This window comes from Myxococcota bacterium (assembly GCA_040387835.1).
Classification (GTDB): Bacteria; Myxococcota; UBA727; order UBA727; family JABDBI01; genus JAZKCZ01.
Map to the genome: position 1 here is coordinate 242,007 of JAZKCZ010000004.1, position 22,545 is coordinate 264,551.

The window sequence follows — 22,545 nt, forward strand, 5'->3', positions numbered from 1 at the left end:
GTTAGTTTTCCAGATTCTTCGGGTTCATGATATTCTGCTCAAACAAAGCCAATGCTTTCGCGCAATAGAGCCCATCGGTAATCCGCTCGTCAAAGCTCCAACGAATCAGCACTTCTTCCCGGACCGAAACCGTGTCGCTCTCCGTCACAAACGGCACTTTCTGTACTTTCCCAATCACCCCAAACAGTGGCGTGGTGCCATACTCGCTCAAATGGTGCCAAGGCGCTTTCAGCCCGATGCTGCCTAGGTTAGCGGCGAAGATGCTCGCATACATTGGATCGTTCTTAATCATCGAGTAAGGCAGAAGATTGAGCCCGTCTAAAAATCGTTGCGCACAAAAAAGAAACCTCAATAAAAAACCCGGCAACTTGGTAACAAACCTCATTTCTTTTTCAGAAGTGGTGAGTTTTTTCCCACGTCCTTGATGGATTCTCTCGTTCACCCGCTCCGCGACCTTAAATACGTTATCATCAGGCTCAAATTCCACTTTTACTGCGGTCATACCGGCGTTTTCATCCAGACGCTTTTTAACTGCAAAAGATATGACCGGCTTATGCCGTTGATAGATGCGGCCACCGGCGATGAACCGATTCATTCTGGGCCAAGTGGCTAAACTTCTAATCATGCCGGTTAGCAGCAGATGAAACAACGTCAACTCAGGATTTTTTTGCAAATAGGCAAGGGCTGACCCAACCGGGATGCTCTGCTCAAAATAGACTACCGCCTCGTTGCGCGTTGGCATCAAAAAAGGCATCAAGTTTCTAAGCGGCTTCTCGTCGGTCACTAACGTGCCGTCAAGACGTTTGAATAACTGCATCTTGGCTATCTAATGTGTCCCTGAGAACTTTCAATAGCTCTTTGGGCATGAATGGCTTTTGAATAAACGAAGCTTTCTCTTTTAGCAGACCTTTGCCCAAGGCGGTTTCGCTATTATATCCGGACATGTAGACAACGTTCAGGCCGGGGAATTTCTCAGCCAGGCGCTTAATCAGCTCGGGGCCATTCATTTTTGGCATAACCAAGTCGGTTAGAACCAAGTTAATAGGCGAGGTGATTTTTTCACAAATCTCAAGCGCGTTCATCGCGTTGGTGGCTTCTAAAACGGTATAACCGCTGCTTCTAATGATATCGCAGGCGACTTGGCGAACGATGTCTTCATCTTCGACCACCAATATTGTTTCAGAGCTCGCAGCTGGCGCAGACGTGGCCGGTGTGTTGCTGGTAGCGACTGGTGCTGCGGCAATTGCGGGCGCGGTAAGCGCAGGAAAAAAGAGAGAGAACTGCGTGCCGCTACCGGGTGCGCTGCGCAGCTCGATTTGGCCTTGATTTTGTTTCATCATCCCCGCGACTGCGGCCAGGCCGATACCGATGTCTTCGTTGGTCGGATGATTCGGCGCGAAAGGCTCAAATAAGTGTTGTTGCGCTTCAGAGTCAAGACCTCGTCCTGTGTCAGCCACAGAAATTACGACGAACTGACCCGCACCTAATTCAGGGTTTTCTTTAAGCTCAGTTTTAATGGTTAGCTTGCCGCCTTCTGGCATGCTTTGCCTGGCAAAGGTGGCGAGTGCCATGACAATGCGCAGGATTTGACCTGGCTCGGCGGAGATGTTGCCCAGCTTATCTTTGAGGTCCAAAACCAGCTCGATGTCTTCTCCGATGATGCGCCCTAACATATGAGCCATGCTGCCCAGGAGGACGTTCACATCCAGTGCTTGATTTAGATCGTTTGGTTGGCGCGAGAAAGCTAGGAGCTGGTTGGTCAAGGTGGCCACTTTCTTGGCGGCGTTGGCGATGGCATCCAGCTTGGGCTTAACTTTGGCGTCGTCTTTGAACTCTTCTTGCAAGATATCTGCATAGTTTAAGATGACGGTTAAGATGTTATTGAAGTCGTGGGCAATACCGCCCGACAGCCTGCCTAGCGATTCCATTTTTTGAGAGCTTTGAAACTGGTTTTCTAGGATTTTTTGTTCCGTTATGTCGAGTGCAACACCGGCCACGCCCGTGGTTTGGCCACTGGCATTTTTGATGGGCTCTAGGTGGATATCATAATGATGACCAGCTGCGTCTAACGGAAAGCGCTGCGACTGACCCGCCAAAGCTTTTTCGTGCGCTGCTTTAACCTTGTTATCTTGGCCATTTAAGTATTCAAGTAAATTTTGGACTTTGGTATCATGTGGGGTCACCGCGCTTTTAAAATGCAGCACGCTGTCGGTCGTCCACAAAAAAACCGGTAATTGAGAAAATAGCAAATCAATAGGATATTGTGGATCGAGAACACCAGACTGCATGTGGCTTTACCCCCCTTTTACATTAGCATGGGTTGTTGATAGGAGTGGCAGGATGGAAGAAACTTCTTTTCTATTTACCAGCGAATCTGTGACTGAAGGCCATCCGGACAAAATGGCTGACCAAGTATCGGACGCTATTTTAGATGCCATGTTAATCCGTGATGAAAATTCCCGGTGCGCGGTAGAAACTCTATTTAAAACAGGCGTTTGTATTGTTGCCGGCGAAGTTCGGACGAAGGCCTGGGTGGATGTGCCGTCGGTGGTTCGAAGGACCATTCAAAAGATTGGATATACTTCTTCAGATGCCGGGTTTGACGGTTTCACTTGCGGTGTGTTGGTAGCCATTGAAGGGCAGTCTTCCGACATTGCCATGGGTGTGGATGCCGATGATGACTGCGATAAAGAGCAGGGCGCTGGCGATCAAGGCATGATGTTTGGTTATGCCTGCGATGAAACGCCTGAGCTTATGCCGATGCCCATTGCTTATGCCCATCGTTTGACGCGGCGTTTGGCTGCGGTGCGCCACAGCAACGAGCTCAAGTTTTTAAGGCCGGACGGCAAGAGTCAGGTGACCGTTGCCTATGAAAACGGCCGGCCAGTGGGCATTAATGCGGTGGTTTTATCCAGCCAGCATACCCAGGATGTTTCGACCGATATTTTGCGCGAAGCGATTTTGGAAGAAGTGATTAAGAAAGAGATTCCTGAAAATCTTCGGATGCCTGGCATTAAGTATCATATTAATCCGACCGGTCGATTTTTGATTGGCGGCCCGATGGGCGATACTGGTGTGACCGGTCGAAAAATTATTGTGGATACCTACGGCGGTATGGGCCGTCATGGTGGTGGCGCATTTTCAGGTAAAGACCCTTCCAAAGTGGATCGCTCTGCGGCTTACATGGCTCGATATATTGCTAAAAATATCGTGGCTGCAAAGCTGGCTACGCGCTGTGAAGTGCAACTGGCCTATGCCATTGGTGTTGCAGAACCTGTGAGTGTCATGGTGCAAACTTTTGGTACGGGCGTTGTTTCTGACGGAGAGCTTGCCAAGCGGGTTCATCGGGTGTTTCCATTGACCCCTGCTGGTCTAATCAGGCATTTAAATCTGCTGCGACCTATTTATGAACCAACGGCGTCTTATGGTCACTTTGGCCGTGATGAAGCTGATTTTACCTGGGAAAAGATCGACTGCGTGGATAAGCTCTTAGGATGAACAGGTCTAGATATTTAGCCGCTATGCTTTGCCTCGCGCTGCCCTTGAGCGCCTGGAACACGGCAGGTCATGAGATAGTTGCTCAAATCGCTTTGAATCAGTTCTCCGGAGCAGATCAGAAAAAGATTGCAGCAAAGATGGGCGACATTGTTGCCATCGCTGCCCAGCCAGATAATGACCGGGCAGTGTCGACGGTGTTGTCCAAGTGGCATTATATTGACTATCCTTGGGTAGAAGAACCCGTGGCTAGTCAGTTGAAGTTGGTATCTAAAAACGACAATATTGTCTGGGCTTTGAAAGAAGCCAAACGCGCTTTGGGCAAGAAAAAATCTCAAAACTCTGCGCTGTCAGAAATTTTCAAAGCTAATTTAGTACATTTGGTAGGAGATATTCACCAGCCATTGCATTGCATTAGCCGTGTCACCATCAAAAATCCAAAGGGGGATAAAGGCGGTAACCTATTTGAAGTCCGCTTTGGCAAAAAGAAAGAGACGCTCCACCATCTTTGGGACGGTGGCCTTGGTTTGCTTGAGAACTTAAGCTCAGAGCAAATCTTGCCGCTAGCCAGAGAAATCGAAAGAGAATTCCCCATCAATAAGCAAAAGCTTGAGGGCGCATTCGAAGATTGGTCCAAAGAAAGCTTTTATCTTGCCAAATCGAAAGCCTACAGCACGCCTGAAGGCGTCTTGGTGTCAGACACTTATCTTAAAGAAGGCCGTTTCGTGGTCAAAGAACGCTTAGCGGTAGCAGGGTATCGCTTAGCGCATATTTTGAAAGAGTTGGTTTTGTGAAGTTAGAGGTACATTTCTCAGGGCAGTCGTTATTGCCACCGCCGCAGCGTGCTTGGATTTTAAAGAAGATCCGCGCGTTAAAGCTATTGAACGAGGAGCGCGATTTACAAGTGTCCGTTCAATTTGTGAGCGATGCCGAAATGCAGGCGCTCAATATGACTTGGCGCGGCAAAGATCAGTCTACGGATGTGCTTTCTTTTTCTGCTCAGGAGGGCGAGGCCATGCCCGGCCTAGAAGATATCTTAGGCGATGTGGTGATTAGCGTAGAGCGTGCTCAGGCTCAGGCCCTAGAGTTTGCGCACGAGCTTCAAGAAGAGATTGTCGTATTATTTGTTCATGGCCTGATGCATTTGTTAGGCCACGACCATGAACTTTCTAAGACAGATGCAGATAAGCAAGCCGAAGCTGAATCACAGCTGCTTCTACAAATCGGCCTGCGACCTGAACTCGCATTGTGTGGTCGAGCATGAAAGGCTTTTTCGAGAGGGTTAAAGACAGCTTAGATAGCCAGGGTCTTAAAATGACCAAGCCCAGAGAACTCATTGTCAGGGAGTTGCTTAAACAAAGACCTCACGTGTCGGCCGAAAAGCTTCTGCAAGCTGTGCGCCAGCAGGATGCCCAAGTTGGCCTCGCGACCGTCTATCGAACTTTGAAATTACTGCAGGATTGCGGCTTGGTTAAGGCCCATTATTTTGGCGATTCGCAAGCGGTATTTGAAGCAGAAACAGGGCCTGAAAACCATCATGACCATTTGATATGCGAGGGCTGCCATCGCATCGAAGAGTTTACCAATGCCAAAATCGAGTCGCTGCAAGAAAAAATCGCTCAGGAGCATGGTTTTAAGCTCACCAAGCACCGAATGGAACTTTACGGTTTATGCCCCGGATGCGAATAAAAACTCCGACTGGAAGGTTTATTTAGTATGAAATGGTTTCTATTGCTGGTCACTTTGGCGGTCTTTGCATTCGCAAAGGATGGTCCTAAACCTGAAATATTGAAATTGAACGATGGCCCTATCAAGGCTGCCCTCAAAAAGAACCATCGCATCTACTTAGAGAGAAACTTTGCGCTGGAAGCCGAAAAAGAATTAGAAAAAAAGATGACCAAACCTGTGGTAACCTCAAAATAGAGGTGAATGCTTTATGGATCACGAAGCAGAACAGGTTAACGCCGTTGCTTTAGAAATTTTAAGCTCTGCTTTCGTTAGGTTGCATACAGACCGCCTTGAGCTTAAAGAAGATTTCGAACTAAATCAGGCCAGTATCATCGCCCAAATCAGGCAACGCATTGGGGACGAAGAAAAAAAGCTGGAACTCACTGGTAAGGGTGTTGGTTTAATCGATGCTTATTTCGATGCGCTCCTAAGTTCTTACGCCAAAGAGTATGTATCTCTCAGCACTGTATCGATCGTCGATTTTAATATCAGCATCAAAACCACCGGTAGCAAAGGCAGCCATACAGACGCCATGGCCATTGCTGTTCTGCGCGTGAAAAACGCGGACAAGCATGAATATACTTTCACGCATAAGAGTGCGTCCATCAGCCAGTCCAGTATCGGCGCAGTGCAAGACGTGTTGCAGTTTTTTATCAATAGCGAACGTGCTTACACGCAACTATACATTGCGCTCGAGGACGCTAAAAAGCGTTCCCGATCGGATTTGATACAAAAATACCAGCTCCAAATGTCGACGCTGGTAAGGGCCACCTCATATAAAGAAATTGTAGAACGTCTTAAAGGCGGCCAATAAACTCTTCGACACCCGTCATTTGGAGCCACTTGCGGCGTGAATGTAGCCACAAGATAAATCCAACGGAGCTGCCAAAGTACACTAAGCCAAGTATCAGTAAAAACAGCGAATTTCCCCATGCATCCCAAGGAAGCAAAAAGAATAGCGCCACATGCATTAATAAAAAACCGGTAACCATCACCATGGTGCCGAAAATGCATAATATGCCAATAGTCACGATACGACGGGCCTTGTCCACTGCATGAACAAGACCTGTCGTGAGCTCGACTTTAACTAAATCAAGCAACAATCGACCGGCTTTGGCTACCGTACTGCCTAGAATAAACTCTAAAATCGCCTTCATCATTATTTCTTGTTTCGCATGAAAATGCCGCTAACAAAACCCACGAAAACAGCGCCTGCGACATATGCCCAAGGCTTTTTGTGAGCTGAGTGGTTTACTAGGCTTGCTGCATCCATGACCTTGTCAGATGCCATGGCTTTAACATCCCTGGCCCTGTCCATGATTTCGGACACAACTTCTTGAAGTTCCACTTTTTTATCAGCAGAAGCTTCTTTCAACAGATCGAATGCTTCTTGAACTTTTTCACCGCTACTGATGACATGTTTTTTCATATTTTCATTCCCTCCATATATACATTATCACTAAACGGAATTGCACGTAAATGGAAGAAAAAAATTAACAACTCATTTAATAGAAAAATATGTTCACTTTTGTAAATGAGGTTGTTAAACTCCGCTGCTTTTCAAGGAGTTACACGGGTGTTGTTAGCAATGGCCCTGTCAGCCCTGTATCAATTGGAGAGCCTATGGGTCTTAGTCTCCGCACGATGGCATTGGCAATATCAATGCCGGTTTTTACAATGGCAACCCATTGCAGAGCGGTCATCGCATAAGCGGGCCAGGTGTTGGTCCAACTGGAAGCTTCGGCGTGTGTGTATTCGCCGGAAGCTCTTACAGATAGCGCGGCAAATTGCGTTGCTGCAGTGCCAAGAGCGTAATATTGCTCCCTTCCGTCAGCGTAAGGCCGCGAGACGGCCAGCGATGCGGCATAGACGCCTGCGAGTGCGGTGGCTGCTCCGATTAATGAAGCGCAGCCTGCGGGCGCGTCATCAAAAGCATCGATGACTCCGGAAGCGACAGCAACTGAGCTGTCTATTGCAATAAACCACTGCATGCCGTCCCGATAATCCGCAAATAGAGGGCCTAACTGTTTGATATACTGTGGATCTTTAACGCTAATCCATTCACCAACCTTATCCGCCCCAAGTTTCCACTCGGCGCCAAAGCGGGGGGTGCTGAGCAAAAATTTTAAACCCACTGAAGCGCCTAAAGCCACGGTGAGATAGCCACCGCCAACCACTTGTTCAGCTTTGGATCCTTGGCGAATCAATCTGGTTGCTGCGGTGGTTGTTGGTGTCACTAGAAAGAGAACCGGAAATGCCAACGAGCCCGGAAATCTAACTGAATTGCTGCTTGCCAGACTGGCCGCACCCAAAACCACCGAACACCCCATCATAATGCCGGTATTTCCCGTCAAAGTGCCTATTAAATAACGAGTTTTACCTTTACCGATCGCAAGTTGGGTGGGGCTATCTGCCCAATCCGCAGCCTCAGGTTCGTAAGGTTGAGCATTGCTGCAGTCCAACACACCCAAAATCATCGAATTTTTAGAAGCTAGCGTGGCCCCAGAGGCCGAAAAAGTTACCAAACTAGCGGCTGCGCTGACGGAGGCTGCGCTCGCCGTAGCCTTCGCGATGGTTGCAGGCACCACAACCACTACAGGTGTTTGTACTAGGTGCTTGAGCGCTACCGTGTTGTTTGGCACCACCGCAATACTAACCGAAGGCGTGTTTTGGTGGCTTTCGCTTAGCGTAACGTTAACCGAGCTAGTTGGTGTTCTTGTTAGGGTGCGTGTGTGTGTAGGCGTTGGGGGGACTTGAACGCTCAGACTCTCTGAAGCTGATGCAGCCAAAGATTCGGTGCCTGACGGTGTATTGCTTAGACGGCTCATAGAACGGCTGTCGGAAGGCGTCCCAGGGAGCTCTATGGTTGGTGTTTCAGCTAAACTAGAGCTTTGAGTCAATTCCGGAGTTTTGGTGAGATATTTACATGCTGGGGTATTGGGCACCACAGCTCCCAAGTAGCAGTCGGTCCAAGCAGCGCAACCTGCATTGCAGCTGTTCCAATTAACGCAGCCCGGCCCCTCACATTGAAGTGCGCTCCCCACAGATCCTGAAATATTAACCCAATTCCCATGGCAATCGCTGTCAAACAAAATACGAGAGATGTACTCGCCGCAGCCGTAACGCTTACGAGTGAGCGCCAATGCTTTGTTGCCCCTTAAATCCAAATAAGGCTGCTGATAAGCGAGTCGCGGCATCTCTGTTAAGCGATTATTGGAGAGGTTGATGGACGATACTAAGGGCAAATCGCCTTGGATGGTTTTGATGTTGTTATTACTGAAATCCAAGCTCTGGACGCCCCCCAATTGGGTGACGCCTTCATAGCCAGGCTCAAGTTTAAAACTAACCTGATCAATCTGGCTTGCCGTTGTATCGATCGTTGAGCCCCTGAAGAGGTTGTTAACTGCCAAGACAGTCAACTTACTATTTAAAATCTTGATTGCGGCGGGGCTAATGGGAGCACCGATCTGCCCGCCAAAGTTGGGACCAACACTCAGAGTGTCGACTTCACTTTGTTGAATTAAAAATTGAGAGCTGTTGGAGTAATATGTGTTTTCTGAGCCCGAATACAAATAGCTAAAAAGTGCCTTGATCACGATTAAATTGATGTGACTTTCTAGTACGTTGATATGGCCACCACTTAATGTGCCTGAGGCAAATTTTTCGCCGATAATAAGGGACGGCGTAAATGAACCTTTCAAAATTAACGCCACCGATCTGCTTCCTCTCCCAAGGCATTCTGAGATTTCGATTTTCTGCTCTACATTGGTTTTCTCAAGCAAGAAGTGTCTGGTTTTACCATGCATCCTGCTTACGTCGTCAAAACAGGGTGAAGTTGGGGAATTTAACGTTTTAATAAAGAGAAAATTAAGAGTGCAGTTGATGAATTGAACATCTAAATCTACTGGCACTCGATCGTCAATTGTAACTGTGTCAAAAGACTCGTCTCTAAATATTTGACTACTGTTAACCATGATATTTGGTGCACCAGCAAAAATTTGCCACGAAACGAGACAGATTATTAATGACTTAAAAATTATCATATATTATTTCGTCAAGTGTACTGTAATGTTCATATCAAGCAAGCGGGATCGAGCATTTGATCTGTGCAACTAAGCGAAATAGCTGATAAATGCAGCCGTGATGCGGATTTTCAAGCGGTGGCTGTTAGATATTGTTTGAAACAAATCCTCAATTTTTATGAGTGTTTGTTCTCAAGGAGGCTTACATTGTATGTTTAGCCAAATTAATAACAAGATAGGTAAGAAAAGACGGTTACAATTACCCGGATTCCATACTTTAGAAGTATTAGCGTTTTTGGGAATCGCAGGTGGTTTAGTGGCGGCAGCCATACCTAACTACCGGTTTTTGAAGAAAGTGACGGTTGCGAGCTCTATTCATAATACCTTAGGAGGATTAGATAAGGCTCTAGAATTATGTGGTGCGGACCAAGGCAAAGTAGATCTGTGCACGAGCGCATCCATCGGGGGCGTAGACGCAGTATTACATCCTTACGCTACATATACCGTGACCAATACAAATGCCAGTGTAGCAAGTATCAAAGCCCTATTGTCTACCGGTGGGGCAGCTTGTGGAACAGCGTCAACCGATTCCATAGTTGATCTCATTGCTTTAGATGCCACTCCCTATGGTTCAATCTGGAGCCGTGCATATTCTGCAGCCTTCGATGCAAGCTGTAAAGTTCACTAATCTGATGGTTTAAGATGTCCGAGCTTTAAGCTCGGACATTTTTATTCAGATAGGAGTATATTTCATGTTCATACAATTCAAGGCACCTGGGTTTCACACCCTAGAAGTATTAGCTTTCTTAGGTATTGCAGGTGGTTTAATAGTAGCTGCTATTCCAAATTACCGATATTTAAAAGCCGTAACGGTTTCTAGCTCGATCCACAATGGTTTGAGCGGTGTAGATAAGTCCGTCGAGTTTTGCCTTGCTGAGTCCAGAACAGCAGTGGCTTGTGCGGATAATATTTCCATATTTGGACAGGCGAATGTGAACGCTGTCATGCAACCATATGCAACCTTTGTGGTATCAAATCCGACCTATTCCATTGCGGCTGTAACAGCAATATTGGACACAAATAACGCAAAAGCTTGTATCGCGACTACAGGCACGCCTGCCTCTATCATTGACTCGAATGATATCGGTACTTTAAATTATGGTGCGCCTTGGAGCCGCGGTTATATCAATGTTGATACCAAATGCAAAGTTCATTAATATGGCTTAGTTCGTTATGCACTTAAGTCGATTGATACAAAATGCCGAAAGCCAGATAAATTCCCATCGCAATCGAGAATACAATGAGGGCTATCAACACGCTCGAATAGCCTTGCATCTTTTTCGTAAACAGCTCGGTCATTTGATCACTTTGAAAATCATAGACCTTGGCTGTGCTTAGCAGTAGCCCTGATAAATTTCCTGATTCTTCACCGATAACCAGCGCCCCTTTTAGGGCGGGAAGGAAAGTTGTCTTCGTATCGATCACATTGCTGAATGATTCGCCTAGAAGTAATTCTCCCCTTAGGTCATGAACTTGCTTAGCCATGTAGGGGTTTGACACAGCGTTGGCTGTATACAGCAGCGCGTCGGTTAGGGGAACGCCTACGGCATATAATGCGCCTAACACGTGGGCGAAGATGGCATTGGCGCTGAAGCTATTGATGGGGCCAATGATGGGTATGTTAAGCCTCAACCATCCCAGCCAGTACCGGCCTAAGGCAGTGGTTTTGAAATAGATATAAGCAATTGCTGCGAGCGCAACGATTAGAAAAGCCATTAGATATTGGTTGATTAAGAAATCGCCTAACGCCATGTAGAAACCCGTTATCCAATGGAACTGTATCGGTCTTTGCGCATCTTTGATAAATGATTTAAAATCGGGAAAGATATAAATTGATACGTAAATAATAATCGCTAGGCAGCACAATAAGACCAACTTGGAGTACCAAGTGGATACCCTCAAGCGCGTGCTTTTTTCGTACTCGTGGTCTAATACTTTGGCCGCTTTATTCATGGCTTGTGCAAGGCCCATGCCGCCTTCTGCAGCGCGTACCATGGCGACAAAGATTTCGTTAAAATATTTAGGATGCTCTGCAAAGGCTTCTGAAATGCTTTTGCCTTTGGAAATGCTGTCTCTGATAACGACCAAAGCTTTTTTAAAGCCTTTCGATTTAGAGGTTTTTTCGATGGAACTGATAATGGCAATGGCAGGCAGCCCAGCTGAGAATAGTGCTTCGAATTGCTGAGAAAAAAAGACCAGCTCTTTGGGGTTGTGCCTTTCAAACATATCCCAAAAGCCCGTGGCAGGCGCGGCTGACACCAAATAGAGCGCTTGCGCGTTAAGCTCGTGTCTAATCTCATCTAAGCCTGAGGCAGAAATTTCACCGGTGATAAGCACGCCCGCATTGTTTCTGGCTTTGTAGCGATAAAGTGCCATCTATTTTAAATCTCTACGTTGAAAGGAAAAGGCCGCAAGCACTAATAGAAAGGCCATATAGCAAAATGTGTAGAGGACCATGAGAACGTGTTGCTGAAGAGGAATCGCAATCTGGTACGCGACGGCACTCTTGATATCGAACAAGCGAAAATTGGGAATCAGCCAAACCAAGGCTTGTGTGTAAAGTCCAACGCCTCGATCTTGGGCGCTAAACCACAAAGCGATCATGTCCGTTTGCGTGCCAACCAAATAGGTAAGCACGGTCATGCCGGAGGCGACTAATGGCTTCGAAACGCAAGAGAAAAAGACAGCCAATGCAGTTAATAGTCCCATTTCAAATAGGGCGTAAAATAGATTGAGCAAAAGGCTCCAGTTAAATGCTCCGGCTTTAAAATAGACCACGCCTTCGATGGCCAGATAGCAACCGACTAAGGCAACCGCTACGGTGAGCCATACCCCCATAAGTTTGCCGAGCACGAATTGAGTTCGTGAGATGGGTTTGGAAATAGCATTATAGACGGTGCGCTTTTCAATTTCGCCGCTAATGCTGGAGACGCCAAAATAGATGGTGAGAAAGAGGCCTAATAACCCAGCGCTGCCAACGGCCATATCGGTGACAATGCGCAATTGCTCATTAAAGCCGAGTCCGGATATGGGCAGGCTGAGCAACATCATAAAAACAGCCACCGCAAGGACGTAAAGAAATAGCCTGGCTCTAAGGCTTCCCAAAAATGTCGCATAGGCAAGTGCTCTGATGGCGTTCATGGTAAATCTTCCTTCGTTCTTTTAATAAACTCGTCTTCTAAACTGCCGGTACCAGAGCTGACAAAATCCGAGATATGACCTACCATTTTGAGCTGACCGTTATGAATCATGGCCACGCGGTCACAAATTGCTTCGACGTCGGTTAAAATATGAGTGGAGAAAAAAATCGAAGTTTTACGCTCTTTAAGCCATAGCATGATGTCGCGGACGAGTTTTCGGCCCACCGGATCGAGCCCGCTCATCGGTTCATCCATGATGACTAACTTGGGATTTCCCAGCAGCGCTTGCGCTAAGGCAAGTCGTTGCAACATGCCTTTTGAGAAATCGCGCAGTTTTTTTCTTTTGGTTTGTTGTAAATCGACCCGTTCGAGCAATTCTTCGCTTTGCCTTTTGGCGTCAAAATGACTGAGGTGTTTAAGGCCAGCGTACAGCATCATGGTTTCGTGAGCGGTTAAGTATTCGTAAAAATAAGGTCGCTCAGGCATGAAGCCAATGTCCGCACGCGCATTTGGCTTTCCAGGGGGCTTGCCTAGAAGTAAAATTTGACCGCTGGATGGGCGTATTAAATCCAGCAGCATTTTAATGGTCGTGGTTTTGCCAGCGCCATTTTGTCCGATAAACCCAAAGGTTTCGCCTTCGAACGCTGCGAACGAAAGGTCGTGGACAATGCTCTTTTTGCGAAATGTCCACTCGTGCCGAAAGTGTTTGCTGACGTTGATCAATTCAATGGCTGGCGTTGTCATGTTGATTCACCCATTTGTGTCCCAAACTTCCTACCCATTCAGGCGCCTTTTTGTCTTTGGCTGCTTCGATGAGTATCCATCCAGCTTTAGCATAATCTTTTTGCTTCGACAGATTGAAGGCCAAGAGGAATTTCATAAACCAGTCTTCAGGGCATGCGCGAACCCCTTCTTCTAAAAAGCGATTGGCGGCTCTGGTTGCTTCATCTAAATGGTACTGCTCCAAAAATGTGCCTGCCGTTTGGTAAGTCAAACAAGAGCGCGGATTGAGATCCCGGATTAAGCTGTAGAGAGATACCACAGACTGATAGCTCTTACCTTCAGCCAAAGCGGTTTGAACATATAAATTGGCTCTGAGCATATAAAAATCGGACGCAAGCAGACGATTGCCAAAGAAAAAGGCGCTAGCCAACCAAAGCGGGGGCGTAACAACTTCATTTGCCGGAACGTGCATTTGTATTTTTGCGGATGCTATGGCCATCTCCGCTGCATGAGCAAACATTAAGAAAGCTGCCGCAATTACCACAAATATTACGATACGAATCATGGCTTCACCACGTGGACTTGACTGGGCAAGCCGCGATGGTCTGGATCGATAAGGCTTAGTTGTTTTTCGTCTATGTCGCCTTTGACCCAGATGTCTCCGCAAGGGACCCAGTCGTATTGAGTGGCATCACCGACGGCGCGACCTTTGGCTTCCTCAAACACCGCGATGGCTGTATGAGGCCAAAGGCCTACATTTAACTTGTTAGGTTTTTTGCCCTGGACGATTAAGGTACACGGCTTGAAATGTGACACCCAGGCAGTTTTGTGACGCCAGTCTTCTACGAAACCCATGTTTTTAAATGCCTCAATGTCCGAGTCTCGAGCACCGGTCACAAAGATTCGGTCATACCAATAATTCATGGCTGACGAGCCTAAACGAGAGAGGACTGCTGATCTGAAGGTGGGGTCATCGGAAAAGTTTGGTTGACCGACCAAAATTTTGCTCAGCGTAACAGGCAAAGTTGGCATAAACCGGGCGTAGGGCATGCTATCTCCCGTTAACCCGCTGGGTTTGGGTATTAGTGCATGGGTTGATATCGATCCGGCAAATAAATTGGAGGGCATGGATTTGGTCACCACAGCATAAAGGGTGCCGCCCTGAAATTCCGGGTGTAGGTAGGGGATACCCGCTTTGCCTTTATAATCCTTCATCTCGTACCGCAGCCCGAGCGGGATGTAATGGATATTGGAGTTGGTAACCAATGGCGCGTGGATGATGCTGATGAAATCCGATGATTCTGCCGCTAAGCGCAAATTGACGCTTCGATTGATGACAAGCGCATAAGTCGCGAATAATAACATCGCCAACCCGACGATTAAGTGGCTTCGCTTGAAAATAAACTTTTCTAGGGGGAGCTGCAAAAGTGCGACAGAGATGCCAACCGGCACAAAACGCTGCGAAAATCCCTGCCAGCCCGGAATATCTCTAGGCCCAAAACAGGCTACGGCAATAAAAGTGATGGCTACCCAAAACAAGGTTTTTTCGTGCGTGCTCAAATCTGATTTCTCAAGTCTTCTAAGCCCGGAAATAATGCCCGCTACCACCAATGCGAGCATCGGAATCACCAAATGCCAAGGACCGGGAATGAAAATCTTGGGAAGCAAGAAGATTTGCTCGGCCCAGGGCACCCACACAAATCGAGTGATGCCATCAGCTTTGACGCCTTCCCAAGTTAACAACACCATGACCGCCGCATATAGCGTTGGCAAACCAACCAGAGCCAATATTAGGATTTCGCGGTAGCGCTGCTTCCAGGTCGCTTTAATGAATATTAGTAAGCCAGAGACAACCATAGCGGTGAGTACGGCAGAAAAAATATGCGCACAGGCTTGAGCAAAGAGAAGGGCAGACAGAGTGGTCCGCCTGACCAAGTTCCAACGTTTTATCGCTAAAACATAAGCGATAATCCAAAAGCCCATCCCGCTGCCCACAGCAAAGGAAAGGAAACCCATATATAAATTCCACGACCAAGCTAGGGGGAATCCAAGGCAACAAAGCCATTTACGGCGCGGGTTTAAAGCGAGTACCATCGCTCCAAAGCCCCAAGCATTTAATAGTAGAATGAGGGCGAGCGCTATTTGTACCCCCTTCTGCCAACCAAATACCTCTTCAAGAGGCTTCATAATGACCGCGAAGCCGCGATAGGCGAATTGGGGCAGCCGGTCCAAGTAAATAGGATAAATCGAGCCAGGATCATTGTAGTGATTTTCAACAAATGCTGAAAAAATATGCTGGGGACCATCGTTGGTGGGCAGGTAATCTACCACGCATAGACTACATAAGAGTAGAGTGGACAAAAACACCATAGCGATGCTCCAGGTGATCCACGATCGAAAGGCGGCTCTAGTTGTCAACGATGTCTCCTGCGTTTGATTCTCGAGTGTAGCGCAAGGACATTGCTAGCTTCAAATTTACAAGATTTTCAGTCAGGACTTATTATATTGTTAGCCTATGAAAATTAAGACCTGTGTATTTCCTGTGGCAGGTTTAGGTAAACGTTTTTTGCCCGCGACCAAATCCATCCCTAAGGAAATGCTGGTGGTGGTGGATAAACCACTGATTCAATACGCTGTCGAAGAAGCAAGGGCAGCAGGTTTTGAACGATTCATCTTTGTGACTTCTCAAGGTAAATCGGCCATTGAAGATCATTTCGACGCCAATCTCAGATTGATGCAAGAGCTCGAGCGCCGCGGCGCACTGGCCGAGCTTGAAAAATTGCGCGATTTGAGCTTAGAAGCTGGCCAAGCGATTTATGTGCGACAACCGGCGCCTTTAGGACTCGGTCACGCCGTTTTGTGTGCGCGCGATTTAATCGAAGAAGATGCCTTCGGTGTGATTTTGGCAGATGACTTGGTGTTGGCTGAGCAGCCTTGCATGGCTCAGATGGTTGATGCTTATGAGCACGCAGATGGCAACATGGTTGGGGTGATGGAAGTGCAGCCTGATCAAACGCAACACTACGGCGTGTTGGACTTCCAAGAAGAAGGCCACGGCGCTAAGAAAATTGACGCCCGCGGCATTGTCGAAAAGCCAAAAACCGGAACCGCCCCTTCGCGCATGGCGGTTGTCGGCAGGTATATCTTAAGGAGAAGCACGTTTGATTTTCTGGAAAACCAAACCGCTGATGCAGGGGGCGAAATACAACTAACCAGTGCGTTGGCAGCGATGATCCAGTCTTTTGGGTTGACCGGATTTGTTTACGGCGGCCAGCGTTTTGATTGCGGCATGAAAAGTGGCTGGATGTCTGCTAATTTGGCATTTGGATTTAGAAATCCCGAACTGCGCGCGACTTTGCAAAAAACTTGGAGTGAGTTATGCGCATCGCGGTAATTGGCTCTGGTTACGTTGGCTTGGTCACCGGCGCTTGTTTTGCCGAATGCGGCTTCAAAGTCGTCAATATTGATCAAGATGAGGCAAAAATAGCGAATTTGAAAAGCGGCTTGGTGCCGTTTTATGAGCCTGGCCTAGAATCGCTGGTTGCTGTTGGCTCCGCAGCCGGCAGGTTGGCGTTTACCTGCGATTTGCCTGCCGGCATTGCTGAAGCGGACATCGTTTTTATAGCTGTAGGAACGCCTAGCCTTGAAAACGATGGTCACGCCGATTTAAGTCATGTTTTCGAAGCAGCTCGGGCGGCGGCCATGCACATGAAGCCACAATCTATTTTGGTGGTGAAATCCACCGTGCCGGTAGGCACCTGTAGGCAAATCGCTAAAATGGGTATTCGTGTGGCATCTAACCCAGAATTTTTGCGAGAAGGATCGGCACTGGAAGATTTTCATCGTCCTGACCGCATTATTATTGGTACCGATCGGGGCAGCGAAACCAGCCGATTATTGATGCATCGCTTGTATGAGAAATTTGGCCATATCCCCACGGTTTGGACTGAATGGGAAACATCTGAGCTGATTAAATATGCTTCAAACGCCTTTTTGGCCACCAAGATCGCATACATTAATCAAATGGCCGATCTTTGCGAGCGCGTGGGGGCTAATATTGGAGAGTTGGCCATCGGTATGGGCCTGGATAGGCGCATCGGCGACAAATTCTTGCAGCCAGGGCCTGGTTATGGCGGATCCTGTTTCCCAAAAGATACCTTGGCTTTAAGCCATATTGCGCAAGATGCGGGCGCGCCCGTAACGATTGTTGACGCTGTGATTGCCGCCAATCAATTTCGTTTTTCTCACATGGCGCAAAAAATAATCGATATTTTTAAGGCGCGGGGTGGCGCGGACGGCAAAACGCTCGCTGTTTTAGGCGTGACCTTTAAGGCCAATACCGATGATATGCGGCATGCGCCGAGTCTTTCGATTTTGCCAGCCCTTGAGCAGGCTGGGCTTACGCTGCATGTTTACGACCCAAGTATGCAAACCCCACCTGCGGGCGAGCAAGCAAGTTCAGTGCAGGCGGCTGTTACCAATGCGGATGGTCTGTTGATTCTGACCGAGTGGGATGAGTTTAAGACATTGGATATCAATCGAGTGGTGCAGGGTTTGAAGTTTGATCCAGCTTTTAAGCCGTTGATTATCGATTTGAGAAACTTGTTTGAACCCACGCAAATGGGGGCCTTCGAATATCATTCGCTAGGACGGGGAGTCTAATATGGATATCAGCGTCATTCTCCCGGTGTATAACGAGCGCCAAAATCTTGAGCTTGTTTTGGCGGAACTTGAAGAAGTACTCACGGCTTTAGGCCGGCAGTTTGAAGTGATTGCGGTGGACGATGGCAGCACTGACGGGTCCAGAGAACTGTTGTTGCGTCTGGCTACGCAAAAAACTTATTTAAGGCTGATTTTTTTCCGAAAGAACTGTGGGCAGACCGCAGCATTTGATGCCGGTTTTCACGCGGCTAGTGGCGATGTTTTGGTCACCATGGATTCAGATCTGCAAAATGACTCGCGAGACATACCTGCCATGATCGCCAAGTTGGATGAAGGCTATGACTTTGTGACAGGTTGGAGAAAGTATCGGCAAGATGGCTTCTTTTTGCGGAAGATTCCTTCGAAAATAGCGAACTGGATCATTCGCAAAATTACCGGCACTCGGGTGCATGATTTGGGTTGCTCGCTCAAAGTTTATCGGCGTGCGTTGACAGAAGAGATGCATCTATACGGCGAAAAGCATCGGTTTATCTCGGTTATCGCTGATTCTTTAGGTGCGCGAGTTTGCGAAGTCGAAGTGAATCATCGGGTCAGGCATGCGGGCCGATCCAAATATGGCTTGTCTCGCACGGTCAAAGTCCTACTGGATTTAACCACCATTAGTTTTATGCACCGCTATCAAACCAAACCAATTTATGTGTTTGGTGCAAGCGGCATCGGGCTGATTTTAATGAGCGCCTTGATGTCTGTGTATGTGCTTTGGGAAAAGTTGAGCTCTGATATCTACGTCCATCGAAACCCGTTGTTTATGGTGGCCGTGGTGCTGTTTTTGACCGGGGTACAACTGGTAGGACTTGGCATTGTGGCGGAGATGATTGTTCGAAGCTATTATGAATCTGATGGCAAAAGGCCGTACTCGATCCAGTCTAAAATCGGTTTTGACCAAGAGGCCTAAAATATGTGTGGTTTCGTTGGGATTATCAGTCGAAGTGACCATCGAGAAGTGCTGCCTAGGATGCTAGAGCGCATCAGGCATCGCGGGCCTGATGGCGATGGACAAGTATTTTACGCTCAAAATGGTTGGTATGTTGCCCTTGGTCACCGTCGATTGTCGATTATAGACATCGAAGGTGGTTCTCAACCCATGGAAGTGGGATCCCATGCCCTCGTTTATAATGGTGAAATCTATAATTATCGCGACTTGGACGCCAAGGCTGGCGGGGATACGAGCGCTTTGCTCAATTATATGGCTGAGCATGGTGAAGCCGGCATTGGTGATTTGAACGGCATGTTTGCCTTTGCCTTTTGGGACCATGTTCAAGGATCGCTACTTCTGGCGCGTGATCGCCCTGGAATTAAGCCGCTTTATTATATGCCGCTGCCGGATGGAGGGATTGCTTTTGCATCGGAGCTGACCGCCTTGTTGGAGCATCCAGCTGCATCCAAGAGAATTGATGTTAGAGCACTTTCTTCTTACTTTTTTCTCGATTATGCGGGTGCGCCGGAAAGCTTGGTGGAGGGCATCCATAAATTAAGCCCTGCGCATTCGTTGCGGTGGCAGAATGGAAAGTTGGATGCTCCAAAGCGCTATTGGGGTCTTTCGTCGATTAAGCCGGCACGCAAAGCGGTGCCATTGTGGCAGCATTTGCAGACGGTGGTGAGGCGAGACTTAATCGCAGACGTGCCGGTGGGCGTTTTTTTGAGCGGCGGCATTGATTCGTCGATTATTGCGACCTTGGCGGCGGAGCAAAGCCGTGATCGATTAAAAGCGTTTTCGATTGGCTTTGAAAACCCAGCTTTCGATGAGCTGGATTTTGCCAAATTATTGGCCCAGCATATTGAAGTGGAGCATGTCACCCGGGTGTTCACGGAACGCGATTTGTTGGCAGAGCTTGATACGATTTTGGATGCCTTGGATGAACCGCTGGCCGACCCATCTTTTTTGCCGACTTATTTGCTGGCCCGCCTGGCGGCTCAAGAGGTTAAAGTGGTCCTTGGCGGGGACGGCGGCGATGAGCTGTTTGGAGGTTATCCTACCTACGCGGCCCATCGCCTAGCTTATATGTACAAGGCCATGCCGGTATGGGTACGCAACCATTTGATTTTGCCAGCCGTCGCTCAGTTGCCACTTCAAGATGGTTATCACGGCTTAGAATGGAAATTGAAGCGCTTTACCAAAGGCTTTGAAAATGACCCAACGAGAAGGCATCTGAGGTGGATGTCGAATCTCGACCTGGCTGAATTGCGAAAGGCCATACCAAACCTTCTAAGAGACCCACTGGTTTTAAGAATGGCATTGGTTGATGGGCAAAATGAAGACTGGGTGCAACAAATGATGCATCTGGACTTTATGACCTATTTGCCAGGCTCTGTCTTAGCGAAAGTTGACCGAGCTTCCATGGCTCATGGGCTAGAAGTGCGCCCGCCGTTTTTAGATAACGAAATGGTAGAGGTCGCCTATGGCATCGAGAGCCGGTTAAAAAAAGACAAAGCGCCTTTGAAGGCAGCGGCAAGGGGCCATATCCCGGATGTGATTATCGATCGAAAGAAGAAGGGCTTTGCGATTCCGCTCGCCGCATGGGTCCGCGGGCCTTTATTGCCTCGTTTGGAGCGCATCCTAAAAGACTCGCCGGTTTGGCGCTTGGAGCTGCTTAGTCAAGACGTTTTCACAGAATGGTTATCTGAGCATAGGAATCGTAGCTTCGATAGATCTCGCCCGCTGTGGGCACTATTGGTACTTGATCACTGGCTGGTGAAGGAGAAGTTTTAATGTCCATTAAAGATCATATGGGCTCGCCAGATCGGTTTGGCTATGAATGGGCGCGCTACAGTGAAATTCTGCCCGAATCTCGATTGCAGTTGCAGCGTTGGTTTGGATCAACCGGCCTTCATACCTGTGCCGGAAAATCCGTGATGGATGTGGGTTGCGGCATGGGCCGAAATCCCTATTGGATGCTCAAAGCAGGCGCCAAAGAGTTGTTGGCAGTTGATGCGGATGATAACAGCCTAGCAGCAGCGCAGAAAAATCTCGCAGAGTTTGATCAGGCGCGCGTACAAAAATGCTCGGTCTATAATTTAAATCCAAAAGAGCAGGGGACTTTCGAACGCGTGACCTGCATTGGGGTGTTGCACCATCTGGAACATCCTGAACTTGCTTTGCAAAAGCTTTGGAGCTGCGTGAAGCCAGGCGGAGATTTAATTTTGTGGTGTTACGCTTTAGAAGGTAACCGGGGCTTATTACCCCTTATTCAATTGCTGCGCTCAATCGGTGCGAGAGCGCCATTGTGGCTCACGCACGCATTAGCAAAAGCGATTACGTTGGTTGCATGGCCGTTAATCTTATGGTGGCCCTGGCGAAATGAGTATTACAAAAGACTTAAAGTTCTATCTTTCAAAAATGTTGAATCGATTATTTTTGACCAGATTCTGCCAAAAATAGCCAACTATTGGACCAAAGAGGACATGCAAAGATTGACATCAGGCCTAAGCGGCGCGGACGTGTTCTTAGAGTTTGTGCAAGGCAATAGCTGGCATGTGCGTGCACTGAAACATGAGGTTAGTGTAGAGTAAACGAGGGGAGCTTTATGCAGTTTAAAAAGACCTGGGTTTTGGCAGCAAACGGTGCCATGGCAAGAGTGTTTGAATTTTCCAAAGGTCATTTAAACGAGCTGGAAGTTTTGACGCACCCAGAGACCAGAATGCACGGACGCGATCTGGTAACCGACCGACCAGGCTCGGGCTCTTCCTTCTCAGGCAATGGGCGAAGCTCTATGGAGCCGCCTGCGACCCCGCAGCAAAATGAAGCTGAGCATTTCGCTATTGAGGTTGCCAGGTTTTTAGATTTGGCACACCGCAAAGGCAGCTTTCAGCAATTGCATATCGTTGCCTCGCCGGCGTTTTTAGGCCTTTTGCGCAACACGTTACACGCCGAGACCAAAAAAGCTGTTGGCGTGGAAGTCGACAAAGACTTGGTCGAAGAATCACCGCTTCAAATCAGAAGTTATCTACCGTAAATTATCCGACAAAACCCCGCTTGACTCTTTTGGGCTCTTGTTTCATGAGAGTAATTGCACACGACTTGCGGTGGTGGTGGAACGGTAGACACGCTACCTTGAGGTGGTAGTAGCCAAAAGCTGTGGGAGTTCGAGTCTCCCCTACCGCATTAGATTTTGTGGGTGCCGGTGTAGCTCAACGGTAGAGCATCTGATTTGTAATCAGGGGGTTGCGGGTTCGATTCCCATCGCCGGCTCCAGTTTTTTGTGTTAGTGACCGTGTTGTTAGTTGTGGAGGGATGCCCGAGCGGCCAATGGGAGCAGGCTGTAAACCTGCCGGCGCAAGCCTTCGAAGGTTCGAATCCTTCTCCCTCCACCAGCCTACGCTGAAGCTTCGGCTGGCACAGCCAGTAAAAGTTAAGCGTGTACCTTGTGCCCATGGCGGGCCGTGCCCGCCGAAGCACAAAGTGCGTAGGCGGGAGTAGCTCAGTTGGTAGAGCATCAGCCTTCCAAGCTGAATGTCGCGAGTTCGAGCCTCGTCTCCCGCTCCAAGGTTTTTTTGTGCTGCTGTAGCTCAGTTGGTAGAGTACGTCCTTGGTAAGGACGAGGTCACCAGTTCAATCCTGGTCAGCAGCTCCATAGTGATTTAAATAGGGAGTGATTAAGAAATGTCAAAAGAGAAGTTTACCCGCGATAAACCCCACGTAAATATTGGGACCATCG

24 protein-coding genes and 5 tRNA genes are annotated in these 22,545 nt (G+C 48.0%); 19 read left to right on the top strand and 10 right to left on the bottom strand.

Annotated elements, in window-relative coordinates:
- Position 1: 1 nt before the first annotated feature.
- Together V4534_09160 and V4534_09165 are read right to left on the bottom strand one after the other, a co-directional pair.
- Complete coding sequence (locus V4534_09160) at positions 2-817, bottom strand: hypothetical protein (GenBank protein ID MES2505028.1); 816 nt, start codon at positions 815-817, stop codon at positions 2-4.
- The gene (locus V4534_09165) at positions 795-2,288 is read right to left on the bottom strand and encodes a response regulator (GenBank protein MES2505029.1); all 1,494 of its coding nucleotides are present in this window, start codon (positions 2,286-2,288) and stop codon (positions 795-797) included. Before V4534_09165 ends, V4534_09160 begins: the two co-directional genes overlap by 23 nt.
- Before the next feature lie 52 nt (positions 2,289-2,340).
- On the opposite strand from V4534_09165, the gene metK reads away from it, so the two are divergent.
- From metK to V4534_09195, 6 genes are read left to right on the top strand one after another with little or no spacing between them, the layout of a single operon-like run.
- Positions 2,341-3,498, top strand: coding sequence for a methionine adenosyltransferase (gene metK / locus V4534_09170; protein ID MES2505030.1), 1,158 nt, complete (start codon positions 2,341-2,343; stop codon positions 3,496-3,498).
- A gap of 23 nt (positions 3,499-3,521) precedes the next feature.
- Complete coding sequence (locus V4534_09175; GenBank protein MES2505031.1) at positions 3,522-4,289, top strand: S1/P1 nuclease; 768 nt, start codon at positions 3,522-3,524, stop codon at positions 4,287-4,289.
- Positions 4,286-4,759, top strand: coding sequence for an rRNA maturation RNase YbeY (gene ybeY, locus V4534_09180; protein MES2505032.1), 474 nt, complete (start codon positions 4,286-4,288; stop codon positions 4,757-4,759). The genes V4534_09175 and ybeY overlap by 4 nt, the downstream gene beginning before the upstream one ends.
- Complete coding sequence (locus V4534_09185; protein ID MES2505033.1) at positions 4,756-5,184, top strand: Fur family transcriptional regulator; 429 nt, start codon at positions 4,756-4,758, stop codon at positions 5,182-5,184. The genes ybeY and V4534_09185 overlap by 4 nt, the downstream gene beginning before the upstream one ends.
- Positions 5,185-5,211: 27 nt before the next feature.
- Entirely contained in the window at positions 5,212-5,418 is a 207-nt protein-coding gene (locus V4534_09190; GenBank protein ID MES2505034.1) for a hypothetical protein, read from the top strand.
- 13 nt (positions 5,419-5,431) lie between these two features.
- Positions 5,432-6,037, top strand: coding sequence for an alpha-isopropylmalate synthase regulatory domain-containing protein (locus tag V4534_09195; protein MES2505035.1), 606 nt, complete (start codon positions 5,432-5,434; stop codon positions 6,035-6,037).
- Here V4534_09195 and V4534_09200 read toward each other — a convergent pair.
- The 3 genes from V4534_09200 to V4534_09210 form a co-directional block, all read right to left on the bottom strand.
- Positions 6,021-6,380 carry a hypothetical protein gene (locus V4534_09200; protein ID MES2505036.1) on the bottom strand — a complete coding sequence of 120 codons (360 nt, stop codon included), beginning with the start codon at positions 6,378-6,380 and terminating at the stop codon, positions 6,021-6,023. The two genes, V4534_09195 and V4534_09200, sit on opposite strands and share 17 nt — an antisense overlap.
- A 2-nt stretch (positions 6,381-6,382) precedes the next feature.
- Complete coding sequence (locus V4534_09205; protein ID MES2505037.1) at positions 6,383-6,652, bottom strand: hypothetical protein; 270 nt, start codon at positions 6,650-6,652, stop codon at positions 6,383-6,385.
- A gap of 139 nt (positions 6,653-6,791) precedes the next feature.
- Complete coding sequence (locus V4534_09210) at positions 6,792-9,197, bottom strand: hypothetical protein (protein MES2505038.1); 2,406 nt, start codon at positions 9,195-9,197, stop codon at positions 6,792-6,794.
- Positions 9,198-9,456: 259 nt separating this feature from the next.
- Here V4534_09210 and V4534_09215 point away from each other — a divergent pair, with 259 nt between their 5' ends.
- Both V4534_09215 and V4534_09220 read left to right on the top strand, forming a co-directional pair.
- Positions 9,457-9,933 carry a hypothetical protein gene (locus tag V4534_09215; protein MES2505039.1) on the top strand — a complete coding sequence of 159 codons (477 nt, stop codon included), beginning with the start codon at positions 9,457-9,459 and terminating at the stop codon, positions 9,931-9,933.
- 64 nt (positions 9,934-9,997) lie between these two features.
- Complete coding sequence (locus tag V4534_09220) at positions 9,998-10,462, top strand: hypothetical protein (protein ID MES2505040.1); 465 nt, start codon at positions 9,998-10,000, stop codon at positions 10,460-10,462.
- A 22-nt stretch (positions 10,463-10,484) separates the two neighbouring features.
- Here V4534_09220 and V4534_09225 read toward each other — a convergent pair whose 3' ends face one another.
- From V4534_09225 to V4534_09245, 5 genes are read right to left on the bottom strand one after another with little or no spacing between them, the layout of a single operon-like run.
- The gene (locus tag V4534_09225) at positions 10,485-11,681 is read right to left on the bottom strand and encodes a type II secretion system F family protein (GenBank protein MES2505041.1); all 1,197 of its coding nucleotides are present in this window, start codon (positions 11,679-11,681) and stop codon (positions 10,485-10,487) included.
- On the bottom strand, positions 11,682-12,446 hold the full coding sequence (locus V4534_09230) for an ABC transporter permease (GenBank protein ID MES2505042.1): 765 nt from the start codon (positions 12,444-12,446) through the stop codon (positions 11,682-11,684).
- Entirely contained in the window at positions 12,443-13,189 is a 747-nt protein-coding gene (locus tag V4534_09235) for an ABC transporter ATP-binding protein (protein ID MES2505043.1), read from the bottom strand. The genes V4534_09230 and V4534_09235 overlap by 4 nt, the downstream gene beginning before the upstream one ends.
- A complete protein-coding gene (locus V4534_09240) occupies positions 13,170-13,733 on the bottom strand; it encodes a hypothetical protein (GenBank protein ID MES2505044.1) in 564 nt (187 codons plus the stop codon). Before V4534_09240 ends, V4534_09235 begins: the two co-directional genes overlap by 20 nt.
- On the bottom strand, positions 13,730-15,184 hold the full coding sequence (locus tag V4534_09245; GenBank protein ID MES2505045.1) for a hypothetical protein: 1,455 nt from the start codon (positions 15,182-15,184) through the stop codon (positions 13,730-13,732). Before V4534_09245 ends, V4534_09240 begins: the two co-directional genes overlap by 4 nt.
- A 499-nt stretch (positions 15,185-15,683) precedes the next feature.
- On the opposite strand from V4534_09245, the gene V4534_09250 reads away from it, so the two are divergent.
- From V4534_09250 to V4534_09300, 11 genes are all read left to right on the top strand, one after another.
- Positions 15,684-16,562, top strand: a complete 879-nt coding sequence (locus V4534_09250; protein MES2505046.1) for a UTP--glucose-1-phosphate uridylyltransferase — start codon at positions 15,684-15,686, stop codon at positions 16,560-16,562.
- Entirely contained in the window at positions 16,547-17,830 is a 1,284-nt protein-coding gene (locus V4534_09255) for a UDP-glucose/GDP-mannose dehydrogenase family protein (protein ID MES2505047.1), read from the top strand. The genes V4534_09250 and V4534_09255 overlap by 16 nt, the downstream gene beginning before the upstream one ends.
- A 1-nt stretch (position 17,831) precedes the next feature.
- Positions 17,832-18,785, top strand: a complete 954-nt coding sequence (locus V4534_09260) for a glycosyltransferase family 2 protein (GenBank protein MES2505048.1) — start codon at positions 17,832-17,834, stop codon at positions 18,783-18,785.
- 3 nt (positions 18,786-18,788) lie between these two features.
- Positions 18,789-20,600 carry an asparagine synthase (glutamine-hydrolyzing) gene (gene asnB, locus V4534_09265; GenBank protein MES2505049.1) on the top strand — a complete coding sequence of 604 codons (1,812 nt, stop codon included), beginning with the start codon at positions 18,789-18,791 and terminating at the stop codon, positions 20,598-20,600.
- On the top strand, positions 20,600-21,400 hold the full coding sequence (locus tag V4534_09270; GenBank protein ID MES2505050.1) for a class I SAM-dependent methyltransferase: 801 nt from the start codon (positions 20,600-20,602) through the stop codon (positions 21,398-21,400). The genes asnB and V4534_09270 overlap by 1 nt, the downstream gene beginning before the upstream one ends.
- A gap of 14 nt (positions 21,401-21,414) precedes the next feature.
- Entirely contained in the window at positions 21,415-21,843 is a 429-nt protein-coding gene (locus V4534_09275) for a host attachment protein (protein MES2505051.1), read from the top strand.
- Between the two features lie 67 nt (positions 21,844-21,910).
- Positions 21,911-21,992 (top strand) — tRNA-Leu (locus tag V4534_09280).
- 15 nt (positions 21,993-22,007) lie between these two features.
- Positions 22,008-22,082: transfer RNA gene (locus V4534_09285), tRNA-Thr, on the top strand.
- Between the two features lie 33 nt (positions 22,083-22,115).
- Positions 22,116-22,201: transfer RNA gene (locus V4534_09290), tRNA-Tyr, on the top strand.
- A gap of 96 nt (positions 22,202-22,297) precedes the next feature.
- Positions 22,298-22,373, top strand: a tRNA-Gly gene (locus tag V4534_09295).
- 12 nt (positions 22,374-22,385) lie between these two features.
- Positions 22,386-22,461 (top strand) — tRNA-Thr (locus tag V4534_09300).
- Positions 22,462-22,545: the final 84 nt, after the last annotated feature.

Excerpts from the sequence above, each read along its gene's own strand:
- V4534_09160 (MES2505028.1), bottom strand. The coding sequence starts at position 817 with ATGCAGTTATTCAAACGTCTTGACGGCACGTTAGTGACCGACGAGAAG.
- V4534_09165 (MES2505029.1), bottom strand. The coding sequence starts at position 2,288 with ATGCAGTCTGGTGTTCTCGATCCACAATATCCTATTGATTTGCTATTT.
- metK (MES2505030.1), top strand. The coding sequence starts at position 2,341 with ATGGAAGAAACTTCTTTTCTATTTACCAGCGAATCTGTGACTGAAGGC.
- V4534_09175 (MES2505031.1), top strand. The coding sequence starts at position 3,522 with ATGCTTTGCCTCGCGCTGCCCTTGAGCGCCTGGAACACGGCAGGTCAT.
- V4534_09185 (MES2505033.1), top strand. The coding sequence starts at position 4,756 with ATGAAAGGCTTTTTCGAGAGGGTTAAAGACAGCTTAGATAGCCAGGGT.
- V4534_09190 (MES2505034.1), top strand. The coding sequence starts at position 5,212 with ATGAAATGGTTTCTATTGCTGGTCACTTTGGCGGTCTTTGCATTCGCA.
- V4534_09195 (MES2505035.1), top strand. The coding sequence starts at position 5,432 with ATGGATCACGAAGCAGAACAGGTTAACGCCGTTGCTTTAGAAATTTTA.
- V4534_09200 (MES2505036.1), bottom strand. The coding sequence starts at position 6,380 with ATGAAGGCGATTTTAGAGTTTATTCTAGGCAGTACGGTAGCCAAAGCC.
- V4534_09205 (MES2505037.1), bottom strand. The coding sequence starts at position 6,652 with ATGAAAAAACATGTCATCAGTAGCGGTGAAAAAGTTCAAGAAGCATTC.
- V4534_09210 (MES2505038.1), bottom strand. The coding sequence starts at position 9,197 with ATGGTTAACAGTAGTCAAATATTTAGAGACGAGTCTTTTGACACAGTT.
- V4534_09215 (MES2505039.1), top strand. The coding sequence starts at position 9,457 with ATGTTTAGCCAAATTAATAACAAGATAGGTAAGAAAAGACGGTTACAA.
- V4534_09220 (MES2505040.1), top strand. The coding sequence starts at position 9,998 with ATGTTCATACAATTCAAGGCACCTGGGTTTCACACCCTAGAAGTATTA.
- V4534_09225 (MES2505041.1), bottom strand. The coding sequence starts at position 11,681 with ATGGCACTTTATCGCTACAAAGCCAGAAACAATGCGGGCGTGCTTATC.
- V4534_09230 (MES2505042.1), bottom strand. The coding sequence starts at position 12,446 with ATGAACGCCATCAGAGCACTTGCCTATGCGACATTTTTGGGAAGCCTT.
- V4534_09235 (MES2505043.1), bottom strand. The coding sequence starts at position 13,189 with ATGACAACGCCAGCCATTGAATTGATCAACGTCAGCAAACACTTTCGG.
- V4534_09240 (MES2505044.1), bottom strand. The coding sequence starts at position 13,733 with ATGATTCGTATCGTAATATTTGTGGTAATTGCGGCAGCTTTCTTAATG.
- V4534_09245 (MES2505045.1), bottom strand. The coding sequence starts at position 15,184 with ATGGGTTTCCTTTCCTTTGCTGTGGGCAGCGGGATGGGCTTTTGGATT.
- V4534_09250 (MES2505046.1), top strand. The coding sequence starts at position 15,684 with ATGAAAATTAAGACCTGTGTATTTCCTGTGGCAGGTTTAGGTAAACGT.
- V4534_09255 (MES2505047.1), top strand. The coding sequence starts at position 16,547 with ATGCGCATCGCGGTAATTGGCTCTGGTTACGTTGGCTTGGTCACCGGC.
- V4534_09260 (MES2505048.1), top strand. The coding sequence starts at position 17,832 with ATGGATATCAGCGTCATTCTCCCGGTGTATAACGAGCGCCAAAATCTT.
- asnB (MES2505049.1), top strand. The coding sequence starts at position 18,789 with ATGTGTGGTTTCGTTGGGATTATCAGTCGAAGTGACCATCGAGAAGTG.
- V4534_09270 (MES2505050.1), top strand. The coding sequence starts at position 20,600 with ATGTCCATTAAAGATCATATGGGCTCGCCAGATCGGTTTGGCTATGAA.
- V4534_09275 (MES2505051.1), top strand. The coding sequence starts at position 21,415 with ATGCAGTTTAAAAAGACCTGGGTTTTGGCAGCAAACGGTGCCATGGCA.